At 59.8% G+C, this 14,978-nt stretch carries 18 protein-coding genes and 1 pseudogene; 7 read left to right on the plus strand and 12 right to left on the minus strand.

The window, feature by feature from the left end:
* Window positions 1-5: 5 nt before the first annotated feature.
* The 3 genes from MOV14_RS08025 to MOV14_RS08035 all read left to right on the plus strand — a co-directional run bounded on the left by MOV14_RS08025 (window position 6) and on the right by MOV14_RS08035 (window position 3,035).
* Complete coding sequence (locus MOV14_RS08025) at window positions 6-1,409, plus strand: thiamine-phosphate synthase family protein (RefSeq protein ID WP_318536806.1); 1,404 nt, start codon at window positions 6-8, stop codon at window positions 1,407-1,409.
* Window positions 1,410-1,609: 200 nt separating this feature from the next.
* Entirely contained in the window at window positions 1,610-2,332 is a 723-nt protein-coding gene (gene alaXM, locus MOV14_RS08030) for an alanyl-tRNA editing protein AlaXM (protein ID WP_318536807.1), read from the plus strand.
* 31 nt (window positions 2,333-2,363) lie between these two features.
* A complete protein-coding gene (locus tag MOV14_RS08035) occupies window positions 2,364-3,035 on the plus strand; it encodes a class I SAM-dependent methyltransferase (protein WP_318536808.1) in 672 nt (223 codons plus the stop codon).
* Here the strand turns inward: MOV14_RS08035 and MOV14_RS08040 are convergent.
* From MOV14_RS08040 to MOV14_RS08075, 9 genes and pseudogenes are all read right to left on the minus strand, one after another.
* Window positions 3,024-3,932 carry a hypothetical protein gene (locus tag MOV14_RS08040; RefSeq protein ID WP_318536809.1) on the minus strand — a complete coding sequence of 303 codons (909 nt, stop codon included), beginning with the start codon at window positions 3,930-3,932 and terminating at the stop codon, window positions 3,024-3,026. The two genes, MOV14_RS08035 and MOV14_RS08040, sit on opposite strands and share 12 nt — an antisense overlap.
* A 36-nt stretch (window positions 3,933-3,968) precedes the next feature.
* Window positions 3,969-4,037 (minus strand): annotated as a pseudogene (locus MOV14_RS10030) (hypothetical protein); the annotation flags it as partial.
* Between the two features lie 22 nt (window positions 4,038-4,059).
* The gene (locus MOV14_RS08045) at window positions 4,060-4,494 is read right to left on the minus strand and encodes a DUF488 domain-containing protein (RefSeq protein WP_318536810.1); all 435 of its coding nucleotides are present in this window, start codon (window positions 4,492-4,494) and stop codon (window positions 4,060-4,062) included.
* Entirely contained in the window at window positions 4,487-4,744 is a 258-nt protein-coding gene (locus MOV14_RS08050) for a hypothetical protein (protein WP_318536811.1), read from the minus strand. Before MOV14_RS08050 ends, MOV14_RS08045 begins: the two co-directional genes overlap by 8 nt.
* Window positions 4,745-4,794: 50 nt before the next feature.
* Window positions 4,795-6,105: a C69 family dipeptidase gene (locus MOV14_RS08055; RefSeq protein ID WP_318536812.1), complete on the minus strand. Its 1,311-nt coding sequence runs from the start codon at window positions 6,103-6,105 to the stop codon at window positions 4,795-4,797.
* A 26-nt stretch (window positions 6,106-6,131) separates the two neighbouring features.
* Window positions 6,132-6,863, minus strand: a complete 732-nt coding sequence (locus tag MOV14_RS08060; protein ID WP_318536813.1) for an energy-coupling factor ABC transporter ATP-binding protein — start codon at window positions 6,861-6,863, stop codon at window positions 6,132-6,134.
* A complete protein-coding gene (locus MOV14_RS08065; RefSeq protein WP_318536814.1) occupies window positions 6,860-7,552 on the minus strand; it encodes an energy-coupling factor transporter transmembrane protein EcfT in 693 nt (230 codons plus the stop codon). Before MOV14_RS08065 ends, MOV14_RS08060 begins: the two co-directional genes overlap by 4 nt.
* 61 nt (window positions 7,553-7,613) lie before the next feature.
* Window positions 7,614-7,907 carry a PDGLE domain-containing protein gene (locus MOV14_RS08070; RefSeq protein ID WP_318536815.1) on the minus strand — a complete coding sequence of 98 codons (294 nt, stop codon included), beginning with the start codon at window positions 7,905-7,907 and terminating at the stop codon, window positions 7,614-7,616.
* A 4-nt stretch (window positions 7,908-7,911) separates the two neighbouring features.
* On the minus strand, window positions 7,912-8,526 hold the full coding sequence (locus MOV14_RS08075; RefSeq protein ID WP_318536816.1) for an energy-coupling factor ABC transporter permease: 615 nt from the start codon (window positions 8,524-8,526) through the stop codon (window positions 7,912-7,914).
* A 126-nt stretch (window positions 8,527-8,652) separates the two neighbouring features.
* Here MOV14_RS08075 and MOV14_RS08080 point away from each other — a divergent pair, with 126 nt between their 5' ends.
* A complete protein-coding gene (locus MOV14_RS08080) occupies window positions 8,653-9,549 on the plus strand; it encodes a UbiA family prenyltransferase (protein ID WP_326403670.1) in 897 nt (298 codons plus the stop codon).
* A 37-nt stretch (window positions 9,550-9,586) separates the two neighbouring features.
* Here the strand turns inward: MOV14_RS08080 and cyoE are convergent, their stop codons facing one another.
* Both cyoE and MOV14_RS08090 read right to left on the minus strand, forming a co-directional pair.
* Entirely contained in the window at window positions 9,587-10,441 is an 855-nt protein-coding gene (gene cyoE / locus MOV14_RS08085) for a heme o synthase (RefSeq protein WP_318536818.1), read from the minus strand.
* Between the two features lie 446 nt (window positions 10,442-10,887).
* Complete coding sequence (locus MOV14_RS08090) at window positions 10,888-11,553, minus strand: hypothetical protein (RefSeq protein ID WP_318536819.1); 666 nt, start codon at window positions 11,551-11,553, stop codon at window positions 10,888-10,890.
* Between the two features lie 72 nt (window positions 11,554-11,625).
* On the opposite strand from MOV14_RS08090, the gene MOV14_RS08095 reads away from it, so the two are divergent.
* Together MOV14_RS08095 and MOV14_RS08100 are read left to right on the plus strand one after the other, a co-directional pair.
* Complete coding sequence (locus tag MOV14_RS08095; protein WP_318536820.1) at window positions 11,626-12,873, plus strand: MFS transporter; 1,248 nt, start codon at window positions 11,626-11,628, stop codon at window positions 12,871-12,873.
* A gap of 307 nt (window positions 12,874-13,180) precedes the next feature.
* Window positions 13,181-13,354: a hypothetical protein gene (locus MOV14_RS08100; protein WP_318536821.1), complete on the plus strand. Its 174-nt coding sequence runs from the start codon at window positions 13,181-13,183 to the stop codon at window positions 13,352-13,354.
* Window positions 13,355-13,807: 453 nt separating this feature from the next.
* On the opposite strand, the gene MOV14_RS08105 is transcribed toward MOV14_RS08100, so the two are convergent.
* Complete coding sequence (locus MOV14_RS08105; RefSeq protein WP_318536822.1) at window positions 13,808-14,605, minus strand: NAD+ synthase; 798 nt, start codon at window positions 14,603-14,605, stop codon at window positions 13,808-13,810.
* On the opposite strand from MOV14_RS08105, the gene MOV14_RS08110 reads away from it, so the two are divergent.
* Window positions 14,595-14,942: a hypothetical protein gene (locus MOV14_RS08110; RefSeq protein ID WP_318536823.1), complete on the plus strand. Its 348-nt coding sequence runs from the start codon at window positions 14,595-14,597 to the stop codon at window positions 14,940-14,942. The two genes, MOV14_RS08105 and MOV14_RS08110, sit on opposite strands and share 11 nt — an antisense overlap.
* The last annotated feature ends 36 nt before the right edge of the window (window positions 14,943-14,978 follow it).

Consider the following 14,978-nt stretch of genomic DNA (forward strand, 5'->3'; position numbering starts at 1 on the left):
ACGGGATGAAGGTCGGTAAAATACCACTTAACAGGGTCATCGGCATCCTCAAGCATGCGGGTGTTACTCCAAGTCTCGACGCTAACCCCATGGAGGGCGACTTGGTGGTGTCAACCAACCCGGCTGTAGGTGTCCCCAGCGAGGCTTTAGGCTTCTTCGCATTCCACTACTCCGCTGCAAACGTTGCCGTCGCGCACGCACAGCCACTCTACGCCACGCTTACAGTCACCATGTCTCCGGGTACGAGCGACGAGGAGGTCGAGGCGGTCGTGAGGGGTTTCGCGGAGGAGTGCCGCAAGTACGGCGTTAGGCTCGTGGGAGGCCACACTGCCCGCTACGAGGGCATCGAGTACCCCCTCGCGGTCTCAACGGTGATAGGCAGGAAAGTGCGGGACCGAGTGGCACCCTCCGGAGGGGACACTGTCTACGCGATAGGGTTAGTGGGCGCAGAGGCGGCGTGGCTTCTGGGCGGTAGAGTGCCGCTGAGGGAGATGACCCCTCTGGACTACGCTCTCCAGCTTCAGGAAGCCTCTGAGGTCAAGTTCATGCACGACGTCTCGGAGGGCGGCGTGCTCGGCGCGCTCGTCGAGGTCAGCCTGTACTACAGCCTGGAGATAGAGTTGCAGCCGGAGGGCGTCAAGCTCCACCCGGGCCTCCCGGAATGGGTGGACCCCTTCACCGCACCGAGCTACGGGGTCTTACTGGCCTTCACCGACAGCCCACGGGAGTTAGAGGCCCTGTGCGGTGAGAAGAGCCTTCCGTGCTCGAAAATAGGCTCCGTCAAGGGGCCTGGGGTGGGAGTGTTGTACAAGTCTACCCGCTACCTTGAGCCCCCTGCCTCGCCGCTGGTGGAACTCTACAACCCCTACACGCCGGGAAGCCTCGAGCTAGCGCAGCTCGAGCTCGCGGCGAGAAGCCTGATGGCTCTGCCAGGCTTCGAGCAGCTTATCCCGGAGGTCGGGGCGAACATAGCCTTCGCGAAGCCGAGACCCGAGAAGCCTGAGGACGTGGCCGCGATCGATGGGAGGCTCATCAAGACTAGGAGAGGGGTTAGGGTGTGCGGTAAGCCGACCTTCGGGGCGTCTAGGCACCTGGCAAGGGTGCTGATCGAGGCATCGAGGATAAACCCCAACATGCGAGCCGCTATTAACGTCAAACCCGACCCCGCGTTCCTCGAAGCCCTGCGAGGCATCGGCATCAACCCTGTAGACGTCTCAAGCTTTGCCTCGGAGTGCCCGGTAAGCAAAGCCATAGAGTCAGGGACCTGGGGGTCCGCGTTCTACTACCACGACATACCAAACCTTGAGCCCTCGCTCGTAATCCTCGCCGAATCCCCATTGATCCTGGTGGACATAGTCAGGAGAGCCCTAGAGCGGAGAAGATTTTATCAAGCACCACCCGGTCCTTGATGTGATGATGACTAAGCTTGCCCCCCGGCGATCGGTGAGCCGGATTACCGCGGACTGAACTCCCTAACTCTCTTTTTAGGATATTTTAACCGTGCAGGGTTTTCAAGAAGTTGCATCGTTGCAGTAGGAGTTCTTGGAAAGATGTAATTCAAAAAAGATAAGGAAACGGTTAAAAGCCCCCTACGCGCTGGGAGGAGTTGATGCCGAAGCTGCTCTTCCAGGTCGACAGCTACCTTAAGGAGTTCGAGGCCACGGTCACCAGGGTTGAAGGAAACAAGGTCTTCCTCGATCAGACAGCGTTCCACCCGGGTCCCAGCGGCGGGCTGGACACGGACAAGGGATGGCTGTTGCTTCCAACAGGGCTTAGGGTCGAGGTGGTGCAAGCGGTCGAGGAGAACGGGGATGTAGCGCACATCGTGGCAGAGCAGGCAGGCCTTGAGCCAGGCATCAGGGTGAGGGGCGTGATAGACTGGGAGCGGAGGTACAGAATGATGAGGCTTCACACGGCTAGCCACGTCCTAGCCTCCGTGCTTTACAGCAAGTACGGGGCCATGGTCACTGGCGGGCACATACAGCCAGAGGGCGCCCGCGACGACTTCGACCTGCCAGGTGTCGTCGACTGGAAGGCCGCGCTCGCGGAGGCCGTGTCCGAGACTAACAGCATCCTCAAGAGGTGCATCGAAGTGAAGGTCTACTGGCTGAAAAGGGACGAGGCGCTGAAGATCCCCGGGATCGTGAAGCTCGCCGGCCGCCTACCACCTGAGGTCGACGAGATTAGGGTTGTCGAGATCCCCGGCGTCGACATCCAGGCGGACGGGGGACCCCACGTGAAGAACACCTGCGAGGTAGGTGAGGTGGTGCTTCAGAAGACGGAGAGCAAGGGGGCTAAGCGCAAGCGCGTGTACTACACGGTAACCCCGTAAGGTTTTTCCCGCGCGCCGACCTTAGATCTCTGTGGTCGAAGAGGTAGTGCAGGTTTTCTCCCAAAACGCGGAAGCGTACGACTCGTGGTACAGGACCCCCGCCGGCTCCGCGGTGCTGGAGGCAGAGGCAAGCCTTCTCGACCTCCTCCTCCCGTGGGGTGTTGGCGCGGATATAGGAGCCGGCACCGGCGTCTTCGCGGAGAAGCTCTCTGAGAACCGGGAGATAGTGTGCCTCGACCCCTCCGAGCCCATGCTGAGGCTCGCACGCGGGAGGTGCCAGCACCTCGTTGTCGGGGTTGGAGAGCAGCCGCCGCTGCGCAGCGGGTCGCTGAGCTTTGCCTACATGGTGACCGTCCTCGAGTTCCTTGAGGACCCGCGCAAGGTGCTTGAGTCTGTTAGGGGGCTCCTCAGAGAGGGCGGCGTGCTGGCAGTGCTCTCCATCGAGAGGGAAAGCCCTTGGGGCCAGCTTTACAGGAGGCTGGCCTCCGAGAACCTCGACCCCGTGCTGGCTAAAGCGAAGTTCTACTCGAGGCGCGAAGCCGAAGACTTCTTGCTCGAAGTAGGCTTCACCATCTCCACGAGGGCTTGGGCGCTCGACTACGAGCCGCTGGCAGTCCCCGAAGGCAAGCCCAGGCTCTACGTGGACGAGGAGTGCCCAAGCTGCGGCGTCTACGCTCTCATCGCGAAGCCGCTACACTTTTAGTGAATTCTTCACAAGCTCCTTAACGCCGCCAAGGCTCGCAACCTTCAAGAAGAAGCCAGGCCACCTCGATGCGGCCCTAGCGAGGAAAGCCCGCGTAACGCAACCGGCTGTGACGCACTCGAGGATCTCCACGGGGGCTCTCTCGAAGATCTCTACGCGTCTTTTCGGAGGGCTGTTTTCGAGGGCTCTTAAGATGCCGAGCTGGACCCGCGCGTTTAGCTCGAGGCCATAGCTCGATATAGCGTCCGCGAAGCTCCTTTCGCCCCTGATATCCTCGAAGAGCGCCTTGGCGGTTATCATCGATGGTCTAATCCCCTCCCCGGAGAGCGGCATCACAGCGCCAGCCGCCTCCCCGATGACCGCCACGCCCCCCTCCAGCCTCAGCTGAAGCCCCCCAGAAGCTATCCCGCTACCCCTCAGCGGACCCGATGGCTCCAGCCCAACCTTTTTGGAGATCATCCTGAGGTAGCCGGCTAGGACCTCGGGCCCGGCAAGCCCCCCGACACCCACCTTCGCCTTGGAGTCTCCTAGAGGGAAGACCCAGGCGTACCCGACGAGGTCCTCCAGGAAGTAAACTCTGATAGCATCGCCCGGGTCCTCCCTCACCCTTCCCTCCAGCTGGAGGGCCAGGGCTTTCCTGCCGCGGTACGCGGCGTTCCCCCGCGCGTCCACGACGAGGTCGAATCCCCTCAGCGAGTAAGGGTCAGCCCACTTTCTCTCCACCTCAACGCCCTCCAGCAGGGAGCGTAGCATCTCCTCCTTGTCAACAATGTACCCGAAGAACCTCCCGCGGCTGGACTTAGAGAGCCTCTCCCCGACGTACACGTCGTACCCCATGACCTTAACCAGCACGGCCTCCTCAGGCAGCCTGTACACCTGCTCGACCGTGAAGGGCACCCCCCACCCGCAGGGCTTCAAGGCGAGCTTGGGAGCCCCCTCGAAGACCTTGACGCTGAAACCCGCGTCGGTGAGGAGGCGGGCCAGGAAGGCCCCAGCGGGGCCTGCTCCGACTACAGCGACCCTCTCAACTCCTCCTGTGCTCGTACTCCCTCCCCTCGTCGACGATGTGGATCACTCGGAAACCATCCCTTACAAGAGCGTCGGCTATAAATCTCCTGTGGCACCTGAACCACAGCCTCTCCGCGCAGAGCACCGCCACAACTCCCTCGCGAGCCAGAGCCTCCAGGGCCTCCAAACCCCTCTTGAAGTCCTCCGTCTCCATGTAGCGCTCGTAGCCACCCTCCCGGTAGCCGCCGAGCTCCGAGCCGAGCCAAACGTACCTAAAGCCCTCCCGCTCCAGCGCCTCTCTCAGGTGGGTAGCGTTGAAGTGGGGGAACTTCGAGGACTTCGGCCACCGGCGGACGTCGACCACAACCTCTACCCCGTGCTTCCTCAACAGAGCTAGAAGCCCGTCTAGGCTCCTGTTGCTGTGGCCAACCGTGTACACGACTTCAGGCAAGCGACCTCAGCACCTGCTCAACCTCGTCCACTGTGAGCTTGCTGAACTGGAGGATAACCTGCACCTTATCCGGCTTAACCACCGTGACTATGGCGTCCTTGTACACTCCCTTCACGAGCGGGCCGAACCTCGCAGTGACTTTCCCCTCTCTCTCGAGGAGGTCCACGACCTTGTCGGCGCACTCAGCCTTTATCGTAAAGACGTACGTCTTCGAAGACGCGCAGACAAGGCTCCTGCTGACCACGCACACACATACACAAGCCCGCCGAACATATTATTCTTTTTCTTCAATGCCTAGAGCTAGACAGTTATACCGGCTTCGCGGTTCACGCGTAGCCAGAAAATCTCGAAAAGCAGGTTCAGGCTCACTCCTCTGCGAACCACACCCGACCACTTCTTATCAAGCTTTGCCCCAGCCTCGAATGCCTGCCTCGTCAGATCCAGCATATCCTTAGTGGTGGCTCTCCCAGCTAGAAACTCCTCCCGTAGCCGCAAAGCCTCAGCGAACAGCTCCCTTTCCAGCTTATCGATCTCACTCCTAATGGCTTCAGCGTACTTAGGGTATGAGACGAGCATCTTCCTGTGCAGGGCCTCGTGCACCCACCAGTAGCTCTGCGGGTCGTACCTATCCGTGGGGCTTGCCCCTAGATCGGGGAGGCCCGCCTCTAGGAAGACAGGCTTGTAGAGGGATATACACGGCGAGGAGGTCCCGGTTACGAAGACTACGGGAACCTTCTCGTACAGCAAGGCTATCATGGAGCCAGCCGTCTGGCTGGGCCTCGTGACGCCACCCGCGTGCATGCAGATATCCCTCATTGAACCCCTTGCGGGAGAGTAGCCGCCGTACCGGGCATGGCTTCTCATGAGCTGGCTGATCTTCCAGAAGTCCAGCTCTCCCTTATGAGCCTCAAGGAAGCCCTGCGTGTACCTCTGCCTTTCCACCCCCTTAGCCACCCTGGTGTACAGGAAGTCCGAGAAATGCCTGGCGAAGTCCAGCCTTTCTAGACCCCTTGAGCTCATGTAGCCCCGTAGGCTTTCCGATGCCTCGTCCCACTTGTCGTAGATCGACAGAGCGTTCGAAATGCTCCTCACCCCTCTAACCCTCTCAGCAACCCAGTACTTGCCTGCGGTTTCTAGAACCCACGCCTCCCGAGGGTCGGAGATTATGAACGAGTTATGGTAGTAGAGTTTCCCATTTCTCCTGCAGTTGCCACCCTGTCCGTACTCCTCCAGCAACCGGGTTACCACGTCCAGGGCCTCTCTGGCCGTCTTGGCGCGCTCTAAGCCAAGGCGGACGAGATCCATCCCCGTCAAGCCGCTTTCAGCGTACGGCTCCTTGGTGAAAACAGCCTCATTGCCGATGGCTACACCGTACTCGTTCACACCCATCTCGGCGCCCCACATCCACCACGGTCGGGAAATAACCGCGGCGTAAGTTTCCTCCACTTGCTCTACTTCAATGTACGTGCACTTAACCTTCTTCTCCGCGTGCCTTTTCCGCGGCAGGAACTCTACAACCTGCGCCTCGTTCGGGTCCCTGTCGCTGTTTTTCGCGAAGATCGTCACACCGTGCTTCGTGTACTCGCCTAAAGCTACGAGTGTGTCGCACACATTAGAATCTCCTTCGAAATTCTATATTAGCCTTCACCACATCCTGTAAACTCGGCGGACAAGCCCGCCTCGGCTAGCACATCCTCAGGCACGCTTGGGGGACCGCTCCAGACAACCCTGCCGTCGAGGAGCACATACACCCTGTCTGCGATCACCCTAGCCAGCTCCACGTCCTGCGTCGCCACGAGTAACGCCTTACCCTCCCTGCGTAGCTGGCAAACGGTCCCGAGGAGGAGCTTCACGCTACGCGCGTCGAGGTTCGCTGTCGGCTCGTCGAGCAGAATGAAGTCTGGATCGTAAACGAGGACCGACGCGATAGCCACCCTCCTTTTCTCGCCGAAGCTCAGAGCGTGGACAGGCCTCTCCAGCAACCCCTCTACGCCCAGCCGCCTGCTCACGCGCACCACCCTCTCCTCCTTCTCCGCCTCCGTGAGGCCCAGCTGGTCCAGGGCGAACATCAGCTCATCGCGGACAGTGGGGTTGAAGAGCTGGTCATCCGGGTCCTGGAACACCAGGCCGATCCTCCTCCTAGCGTGGGGTAGCTGGCTGTAAATGTCCTCGCCATCCAGAAGCACCCGCCCCCTCTTCACCCTGACGAGACCCGCCATAGCGAGGAGCAGGGTCGTCTTACCCGACCCGTTGGACCCCAGCAGGCACGCCACCTCCCCGCGCCTCGCCTCGACGCTCACCCCTCTGAGCACGTCCCCGGCTACAGGGAGCGAAACCCAAAGGTCCACAGCCTCAAGCGCCCCGCTCATAGCACCCCCACGAGGATCATCAGAAGCCCAGCTGAAAGCGCAGTTAAAAACGCATCCCACATGCTGAACCTCGCCCGGGCCGTCTTCCTATTGCCCTCGAAGCTGAAGCTTCTAGCGGTGTAAGCGAGGCGCGCCCAATAGGCCTTAGCGTAAGCTCCCGCCAGGATGCTCCCGGCAACGCTGTTCACGACGCGCCACGTGAGGCGCCTGCTACTCGTGAAGAGCCTAGCCTCACGCGCCGAGAGCAGGCGGAGGGTCTTCCAGGTGAACAGCGGGATGTACCTGAGCGTGAACGCCAGCTCGTCCCCCAGGTAGCCCAGGGCGCCTAGCCCCCTAACCCCCTCGACGAAGCCCCGCCAGCCCGTAAGGCTGTAGAACGCCGTGAACAGGGAGGCCGACGCCACGGCGCGAGCAATGAAGACCGCGGCCGGCGCCCCCTTGGCCGGGAGCACCCCGAGCACAGCTGGAGCAGAAACAGAGGCTGCAAAGGCAAGTGCTGCTGTGGAGACGAACAACCACTCCTTGAGCTTTCCAGCGATCAGCGCTAAGAGGCCCGAGGCTACCACAGCTACCGCGAGAGCCCAAAGCCGGGCGCTGAAGGCCGCGGACGCTGTCGTCAGAACCCCTAGCAGTAGAGCCAGGGTGCTGTTCAGGCTTGACGCGCGGCCCGAAGACAGTGCGTCGAGCACAGAGGGTACTGCGCGCAGGAAGGTAAGAGTCGGAGAAAAAACCTTCTTTTCTGCCAAGCTCCTACCTCAGGACCTTCACGATTAGGAACGCCAGTCCCAGGACTACCGCCACACCAATAACGCCTGAAACCATGTAGCCGAGCCAGTCCGGCAGGCCCGGTACAGTGTAGTCTAGGAATGGTGTCCAGTTGATCTCTTCCGTGGTCTCGTTGAGCCCGAGAGTCTCTGCCGCGAGGTCTAGCGGCTCGTGGTAGCCCACCAAGTTTGCGAGAAATACTCCAAAGATCGGGCTCAGGATTATAAGCACTGCGATCGTTAGGAAGGCTTTCCTGTGCTTCGAGAAGTACTCCCTCATGCTCTCACCCCTTAACAAGCTCCGGGTGGCTGGATCTCAGGTAGGAGTAGACACCCGCCGTTATCAATCCCTCAACGACCCCCAGGAGCGCGTGCCAGCCCCCCATCACCGGGACCGTGACGCTGTGACCGTAGAGGAAGCTCGCCGAGGTGCCGAGCTCAATCCCGCATACGATCCCGGCGAGGGTGATGCTCAGCCAGCCTGCTAGGAAGCTGGCCAAGACCCTGTGTCTCTCCGGGAAAGCCTTGTAGACCGCGTAGCCTGTGAACACGGCTACGACAGCCATGTTGAGCACGTTTGCCCCGAGGGTCGTGATCCCCCCGTCGTGGAACACGAGCGCCTGCGTGATCAGAACGAGGGTGAGCGCGAGGTAGCCCAGCCAGGGCCCCATTAAGATGGCCGCGAGCGCGCCTCCGACGAGGTGGAGCGAGGTCCCGCCAGGTATGGGCCAGTTCAGCATCTGCGCGACGAATATCGCAGCTGCCATAACCGGTAGTAGTGTCTTCGCCTCCTCCGGTGCGCTACGGGCTTTCTTAACCGCGAGAAGGCCTACGGCAAGCGAGATGATGTACGTCACAGCACACGTCAAAGGGTCAAGGTACCCGTCGGGTATGTGCATGAAGGTCAGTGTAAGATTTGTTGCATAAAGTATAAACTTTTCACCCGATAATATATTTAGGTATGCTAGTATTACCAACTCGAGAAATATTTAAAGCTCTCGAGCGCCCTGTTCCTCTGATCTAGCATGCCGCAACTCAAAGGCTGGTTTATGGCGACGAGACCTTGGTCGTTCGTAATGACGGTAATATCTGTCACGGCAGCTACAGCCTACGCTTACTACGTTACCGGCGTATTCAACTTGGCTTTCTACGTCGCGACGGTCTTGGGCGTAACTCTACTCCACGCCTCTGCAAACGTGCTGAACGACTACTACGACACTATGAAGGGCGTTGACGTCCCAGGCGCTCCCACAACTACCTACAGACCCCACCCGCTTATAACAGGCTTCACAACCCCCAAGGGTTTGAGAAACTACGGCCTAGGGCTCCTAGCGGGAGGCCTGCTCTTCGCCCTCGCGCTCGCTGTGTACAGGACCCTAATCGTGGTCATACTGGCGCTCGCCGGCGTCCTCTTCGTCATCGGCTACTCCGGCCCACCGGGCCTAAAGTACAGGGCGCTTGGGGAGCTGGCTGTGTTTCTCAGCTGGGGCCCCCTGATGTGGCTTGGAACATTCTACGTGCAGACAGGATTCCTCGACTGCAAGCCCGTTCTTGCGAGCATCCCAGTGGGACTCCTTGTAGCCGCGGTCCTCACGGCCAACAACCTGAGGGACATAGAGTTCGACAAGAGCAGGGGCGCAGTAACACTAGAGGTTATCCTGGGCAGGGAGAAGGGGCTCAAGTTCTTCGAGTACTTCGAGATCTACGCGGCGTACCTGGCCCTCGCTCTACTCGTCCTAGCGGGGCTCCTGCCCCTCCTCGCGCTCCTACCGCTCCTAATAATACCCCAAGCGGTCAGGCTTGTGAGAACCTTCCAACGGGAGATCCCCCCAGCAGCAGACCCCATGACAGCACAGCTAGTCCAAAACTTCGGAACGCTTTTGGTCATCGGAATAATCCTAGGAGCCCTCACAGGAATTTAACCCTGCCTAAAAAGTTCGTCCTCACTTAATTTTATTTTTACTTTACTACAAGGAGCAAGAAGAAGACCGCCATGAACATGTTAACGAACTTGAACGCCTTGTACGCCCACCTGCCGTACTCGCCGCTGCGGAGGCCTTTCACCAGGTAGAAGCCCGCAACTGCTAGAAGAGCCAGCGACGCGACGAGGCCGATAGGCGAGAGAACCCCCACAGCCCACGTCACGACGGCGATGACCGCCACTAAAAGCAGCGCCACGAGGGAGCCGAGCACCCCGGCTCTCTCCCCCTTGGCAGCGGGCAGCATCGGGACCCCCGCCCTCCTGTAGTCTTCGACGTAGTAGGTAGCGAGCGTCCAGATGTGCACGTTGCTCCACAGCGCTACAAGCAGCATTAAGAGGGCTCCAGGGACGCCGAAAGAGCCTGTGGCACCTGCCCACCCGCCGAGCGCCGGCATCCCGCCGGCGAAGCCTCCGAAGATCGTGCTCCACGGGCTCCTTCGCTTCAGCAGGTACGTGTAGAGCAGAATATCTATCAGAAACCCGAGAAGCCCTGCGACGAAGACCCACATGTTGACCATTAGGGCCAGCGCGAGGCCGGCGAGGAGCACGGCCAAGCTGAGCAGAGCCCCCTCAGCCTTGCTGAGCTTACCCGCAGGGACGGGCCTTTTGCTCGTCCTGAACATCTTAGCGTCAATGTCCGCGTCTAGAACCATGTTAAAGCCCGTCGTGCCGATGACCGTGAGCAGTATCGACAAGGTCGTTAGCGTGAACGCTAAAACGTCGACACCCGGGCCTGAGCCAGCCAGGAACGCGAAAACCCCGGTCCACAGCAGCAGCAGGCTCTGTTTTATCTTGAAGAAGTCGAGCATCAACTCCTTAAAGCTCACCTTCATAGCGTCTAGGATTTGGTGTTTAAGGAATAAAAGCATATATGTCAACTGAAATCACTACCAGCGCTGGCACGTGGTTGGCGTAAAAGCGACGAGACATGGTACAGATAGGAGAACTGGGACCATGAGAGCCTCTTCAGCCTGAGGGGGTTCTCGCTAAGATGGAGGGGCTTGAAGATAGTGGAAATAGTGGTTGAAAAGGCTTTACTGGAAACGAGGCCGGTCTCTCAGAAGGACCCTCGGCGATTTTAATGCGGGATGGCGGGACCAGATGGTACTCGTGGACCCCAGCGCTACAGTGAGCTATTTTCGTGGAACCAGGCCCACGCCTTTCAGAGCTAATTAGGTAAAAGTTAAGAGAGCTTCGCCACTGCTCCCAGCGTCCTGAGCGGCCCAGGTGCTTCAGAGCCCCGGGACGCCGAGCATATGGCCGCGCGCTAAATCTGGATCTATGGTCCTCTAACCTCAACCTCGGCGTTAAAGTCGAAAACTGTATAGTTGACTGCGCAGAAGCCGCTTGCACCCCTGAACACGAAAAACACCATCCTAGGGGCTCCACCGGTCAAGACTACCGAGCCGGCAACCTGCGCTGGGCTCTCGACCCTCGAACCCGCCAGCGTGGCAAGGCTGTTAAAGAGGGCAGTGCACTCCGAAGAGCACGTACCGTTGAACAGCAACCTGACCTCCGCGTTGCTCCTGCGCACGTAAACCTCCTGGGCCTGAGAAGCCAGCTCAAGGAGCCTGACGAGGACCGTTTCCTCGACCCTCCAGCCGCCCCCGCTTCTAACCCACGCGCCTTCCAGGCTTACGAACGAGGCGGTTTTGTTGGCATAGAAGAAGTACGCTTGAGGCGCCCCCGTTTTAGGCAAGACGGTGACGCTTGTCCACAGCCTGTGCTCCTTGAGGCTAACGTTACCCGTTACGAGCGCGAAGCTATCGGAGCAGTTAACACCCTCGACGAACCTCCACCCGGTAGAGTTAAGGACCCTCCCCCTCGCCTCGTCGAGGAGCGCACGGTGGTCCCTGCTCGGCGCGGTGAGGAGAAGGAGGAGCAAGCCCGCTAGCGTGATAAGCCCGCCGGCAGCGAGCAGGAGCTTTAGCCTAGGGCCGCGCATTCCAGTGCTATACGAAAGGCTCATAAATAAAATTTAAGTGTGTACACGCCTGAGCTCTCAGTTGAGTTGCGCATGGCGGGCAGGCTCTCACAACTCGCATCATCGCTGAAGCGAATCCACAGGAACATATGGGTTCTTGCAACAGGGTGGCTTTTCTGGTCACCAGTCCAGTCGATGGCCGGGCCTTACGTGCAACTGTACCTCAGCAGGCTCGGAGCCGCGCCCGAGGATCTATCGCTAGTGCAGTCCCTCCAGCAATACGCGAATGCGGCGGCGAGGATAGTTGGAGGCTACTTCGCCGACAGGCACGGCAGGAAGAAGATAATATGGGTGGGCACCCTGCTCGTGGCGGCCACCTACCTGCTCATGGCTATAGCGGAGGACTGGCGCTTCTACGCCTTCGCCTCAAGCCTCAACAGCCTCTCCCTGTTCTACCAACCCGCGCTGGAAAGCATACAGGCGGACTCCGTGCTTCTAGAGGCGAGGGGCAGAACGTACGCCTTCATCCAGTTCGCAAGCGGCCTTGTATCCTCCGTCGCGCCGCTCGGGGGCGCTGCGGTGGTGAACACCCTTGGACTGGTCGACGGTGTCAGGTTAAGCTTTGTGCTCAGCGGGCTAGTCGGCTTCGTCATAGCGTGGATCAGGTTCAAGTACATGGTGGAAACCCTCCCACCGAACACCAACGGTGAGGGCTTCCTGGAAGCATACCGCAGCAGCTTGAGGATTTTGAGAGGTAACATCATGTACCTGCTGGTCATCGACGTTATCCAAAACCTGGTGGGTGCGATGACATTTCTCGGAAACTACTACATGTTCTACTACCTCGGAATAGACAATACGGGGCTAGGAGTGCTGGCTACCCTGGGAGGGGTCACAGGCCTCCTATTCACTTTGCCCGCTGGCTACATAGTGGACAAGCGCGGGAGAGGTCCCTCCCTCACATGGGGGTACCTCCTCGGCACGATAAGCCTCCTTGTATTCGTCGCTACACCGCCCAGAGCGCCAACCGCTCTACCACTGCTAGCGCTGTCGTCCGTGATAGGGTCGCTAGGGGGCCCCCTCTACGGGTTAGCTTGGGGCTCGCTGCGCGCAGACCTCGTGCCTAAGGAGCACAGGGGGAGGATATACGCTCTCCTAGGAATACCGCCAACCATCGCGTGGAGCATCGGCGCGATGATAGGAGGCTGGATGTACAGCTCCCTTGGCCCCCAGACCCCCTTCACCGCAAGCCTCCTGCTGAGAGTCCTCTTGACCCCCCTGCTCCTGGCGCTCTTCAGGGAGATGACCCTGCGCGTTGACGCTCAGCTTAAAGGTAAGTAGCGATGATGCTTTTAAGCTATCCCTAGCTTCCTCCTGTGTTCGACCCACGCTTTGTCTTACTCCCTGCGGGTTTGGAGAAGGGTTGAGGGTGGATGTTCGAGCAACATCTATGCGACTCTCGACTCTTCTTAACATTCACAATATGTGTGAAGAATTATAACCACCTCTTACATTTAACCGTGACGGTCAAGGTAGACAGAGAGGTCTGGATTGCGTCGCCAGGTGGCTAGAGGCGACGGGCCTCGTAAAGGTGCTGTGGCGCTTCAGGCATCCTACACCCATCACTAAGGCCTCTGCCACGAGGAATATGAGGTACACCACTGGCGTTCTAAAGAGGTTGCGCGTAGCCGGCTTCGCGAAAAAGGTTGTGGGCAACTTGAGGTACCCCCACCTGACTGAGAGGGCACGGCTTTCAGTACCGCTCGGCCGCAGCGGCGGGAAGCTGGCGTGCAGCGAGCAGATGCTTAAGCTCATGGCGTGAAGCCTCAGTTGCCTCCGGACAGCATCACTGTAACGATGTGGCTGCTCATCTGGCCTTACGGACGTAGCCGTAGGCTGGAGAGGCAGTCGCACCTGCATTTTCCATCACTCACCCAGACGTTGTACGACGGGCACGTGTCGCTAGCTTCTCGAGGTCCCTTACCAGCTGGTGCCTGCTCTAAGCCCTCTCCACCCTCCTGGGAGGTGCTCGAGTTGCTAACTTTCAGCGTTCACAGCGAAAGGGAGATAAACTCCTGAAGCACCGCCTGTAACGGGTAGGGCGGTTGGCCGCCGCTGCCGGCGAGGCGTGGCGGCCGCCGGACGCTCCTCCCCGGAAGCCCCGAGAGGGGCAGGCCCGAAGAGGGCGATGCCTCGCCCCCGTGGGGCGACCCCGAGGCCGACCAAGGATGACGAAGATTTAAGGGGGGGCCAGTGGGGGCAGAAAAGGAGGAGCTTAAAGGTAGCGTATAGCTGGCTTGATCACCTTGGGTGGCTCGCGCTTGTGCGAGCTCTTCCTGTGCATCTCAACCACCCTCTCGACAATCTTCCTGTCCACCCCGGCGACTGAGCTAACCTCCTCGGGCTCCAGACCCACGTCGAAGAGCCAGTAGAGGACCTCGTCTAGGACCTCGTAGCTGAGCCCAAGCTCCTTCTCGGCCTCGTGGCCCGGCCAGAGGCGCGGGCTACTCGGCTTGAGTGCTATGCTTTCGGGTAGCCCAAGGTGGAGGGCGAGCTGCCTGACGTAGGTCTTGTAGAGGCCACCTATAGGCAGGACATCCACGCCCCCGTCGCCGTACTTCGTGAAGTAGCCTATCAGGATCTCGCTTCTGTCCCCCGTGCCCACCACGAGGCTGTTGAGCCTGTAGGCCCGCTGATGAAGGATAGCCATCCTGACGCGCGCGGCTAGGTTCCCCCTCTCCACGTTGCTCATGCTCCCAAGCGCCTTGTCGAAGCAGGCCAGTATGGGCTCGATCTCTATCAGCTCGACATTCGAGTCCGGTATACCGGCTTTCTCAACGACCGTGAAAGCGTCCCTCACGTCAGCCTCCGGCGTTGAGGCGCTGGGCAGGATCAGGGCGTGGACGTTCTCGGGACCCAGGGCCTGCGAAGCCAGCACCGCGACCACGGCGCTGTCAACACCCCCGCTGACACCCACAACGCCGCCCCTCTTCCCGGCCGTCTCGAGCACGTAGCTTCTGAGGCCCCTTACAATCGAGGCGCGCGCGAGCTCGAGGTCTATCTTGGGAAGCATACGCTCAAATCCTTTAAATACGATCCACGCGATAAATGAGTTTCGAAGACGGATGCTGGTGAGCTTGGAGAAGCTGCTCTCTTTCACGCGTCGGAGCGGCTTGTACTCCATCGAGGAGAGCGGGGACAGGGTGACGATCACCTTCTCGTCCGTGGTGCTGGAGGAAGTGCTCGGCGAGAACGCGGAGATCGTCGTGTCTGGACGGGTGGTTGGGGGGAATCTAGACGTGGACCGCGTCGCCGTCGGGCGAGGAGGCGTCCGGGAGGAGGTGGACCCCAAGGTCCTGGAAGGCTGGCTGAAGTACATTGAATCGACGGAGCGTAGTAACACGAGTTAGCAAAAAACACAATATAACCGGCGATCACCCTTTACT

Source organism: Infirmifilum sp. NZ (assembly GCF_022693705.1).
GTDB lineage: Archaea > Thermoproteota > Thermoprotei > Thermofilales > Thermofilaceae > Thermofilum.

Bases quoted from the DNA above. Each gene is read 5' to 3' on its own strand.
- MOV14_RS08025 (WP_318536806.1), top strand. From the start codon at position 6: ATGAAGGTCGGTAAAATACCACTTAACAGGGTCATCGGCATCCTCAAG.
- alaXM (WP_318536807.1), top strand. From the start codon at position 1,610: ATGCCGAAGCTGCTCTTCCAGGTCGACAGCTACCTTAAGGAGTTCGAG.
- MOV14_RS08060 (WP_318536813.1), bottom strand. From the start codon at position 6,863: ATGAGCGGGGCGCTTGAGGCTGTGGACCTTTGGGTTTCGCTCCCTGTA.
- MOV14_RS08070 (WP_318536815.1), bottom strand. From the start codon at position 7,907: ATGAGGGAGTACTTCTCGAAGCACAGGAAAGCCTTCCTAACGATCGCA.
- MOV14_RS08075 (WP_318536816.1), bottom strand. From the start codon at position 8,526: ATGCACATACCCGACGGGTACCTTGACCCTTTGACGTGTGCTGTGACG.
- MOV14_RS08080 (WP_326403670.1), top strand. From the start codon at position 8,653: ATGCCGCAACTCAAAGGCTGGTTTATGGCGACGAGACCTTGGTCGTTC.
- cyoE (WP_318536818.1), bottom strand. From the start codon at position 10,441: ATGAAGGTGAGCTTTAAGGAGTTGATGCTCGACTTCTTCAAGATAAAA.
- MOV14_RS08090 (WP_318536819.1), bottom strand. From the start codon at position 11,553: ATGCGCGGCCCTAGGCTAAAGCTCCTGCTCGCTGCCGGCGGGCTTATC.
- MOV14_RS08095 (WP_318536820.1), top strand. From the start codon at position 11,626: ATGGCGGGCAGGCTCTCACAACTCGCATCATCGCTGAAGCGAATCCAC.
- MOV14_RS08100 (WP_318536821.1), top strand. From the start codon at position 13,181: ATGAGGTACACCACTGGCGTTCTAAAGAGGTTGCGCGTAGCCGGCTTC.
- MOV14_RS08105 (WP_318536822.1), bottom strand. From the start codon at position 14,605: ATGCTTCCCAAGATAGACCTCGAGCTCGCGCGCGCCTCGATTGTAAGG.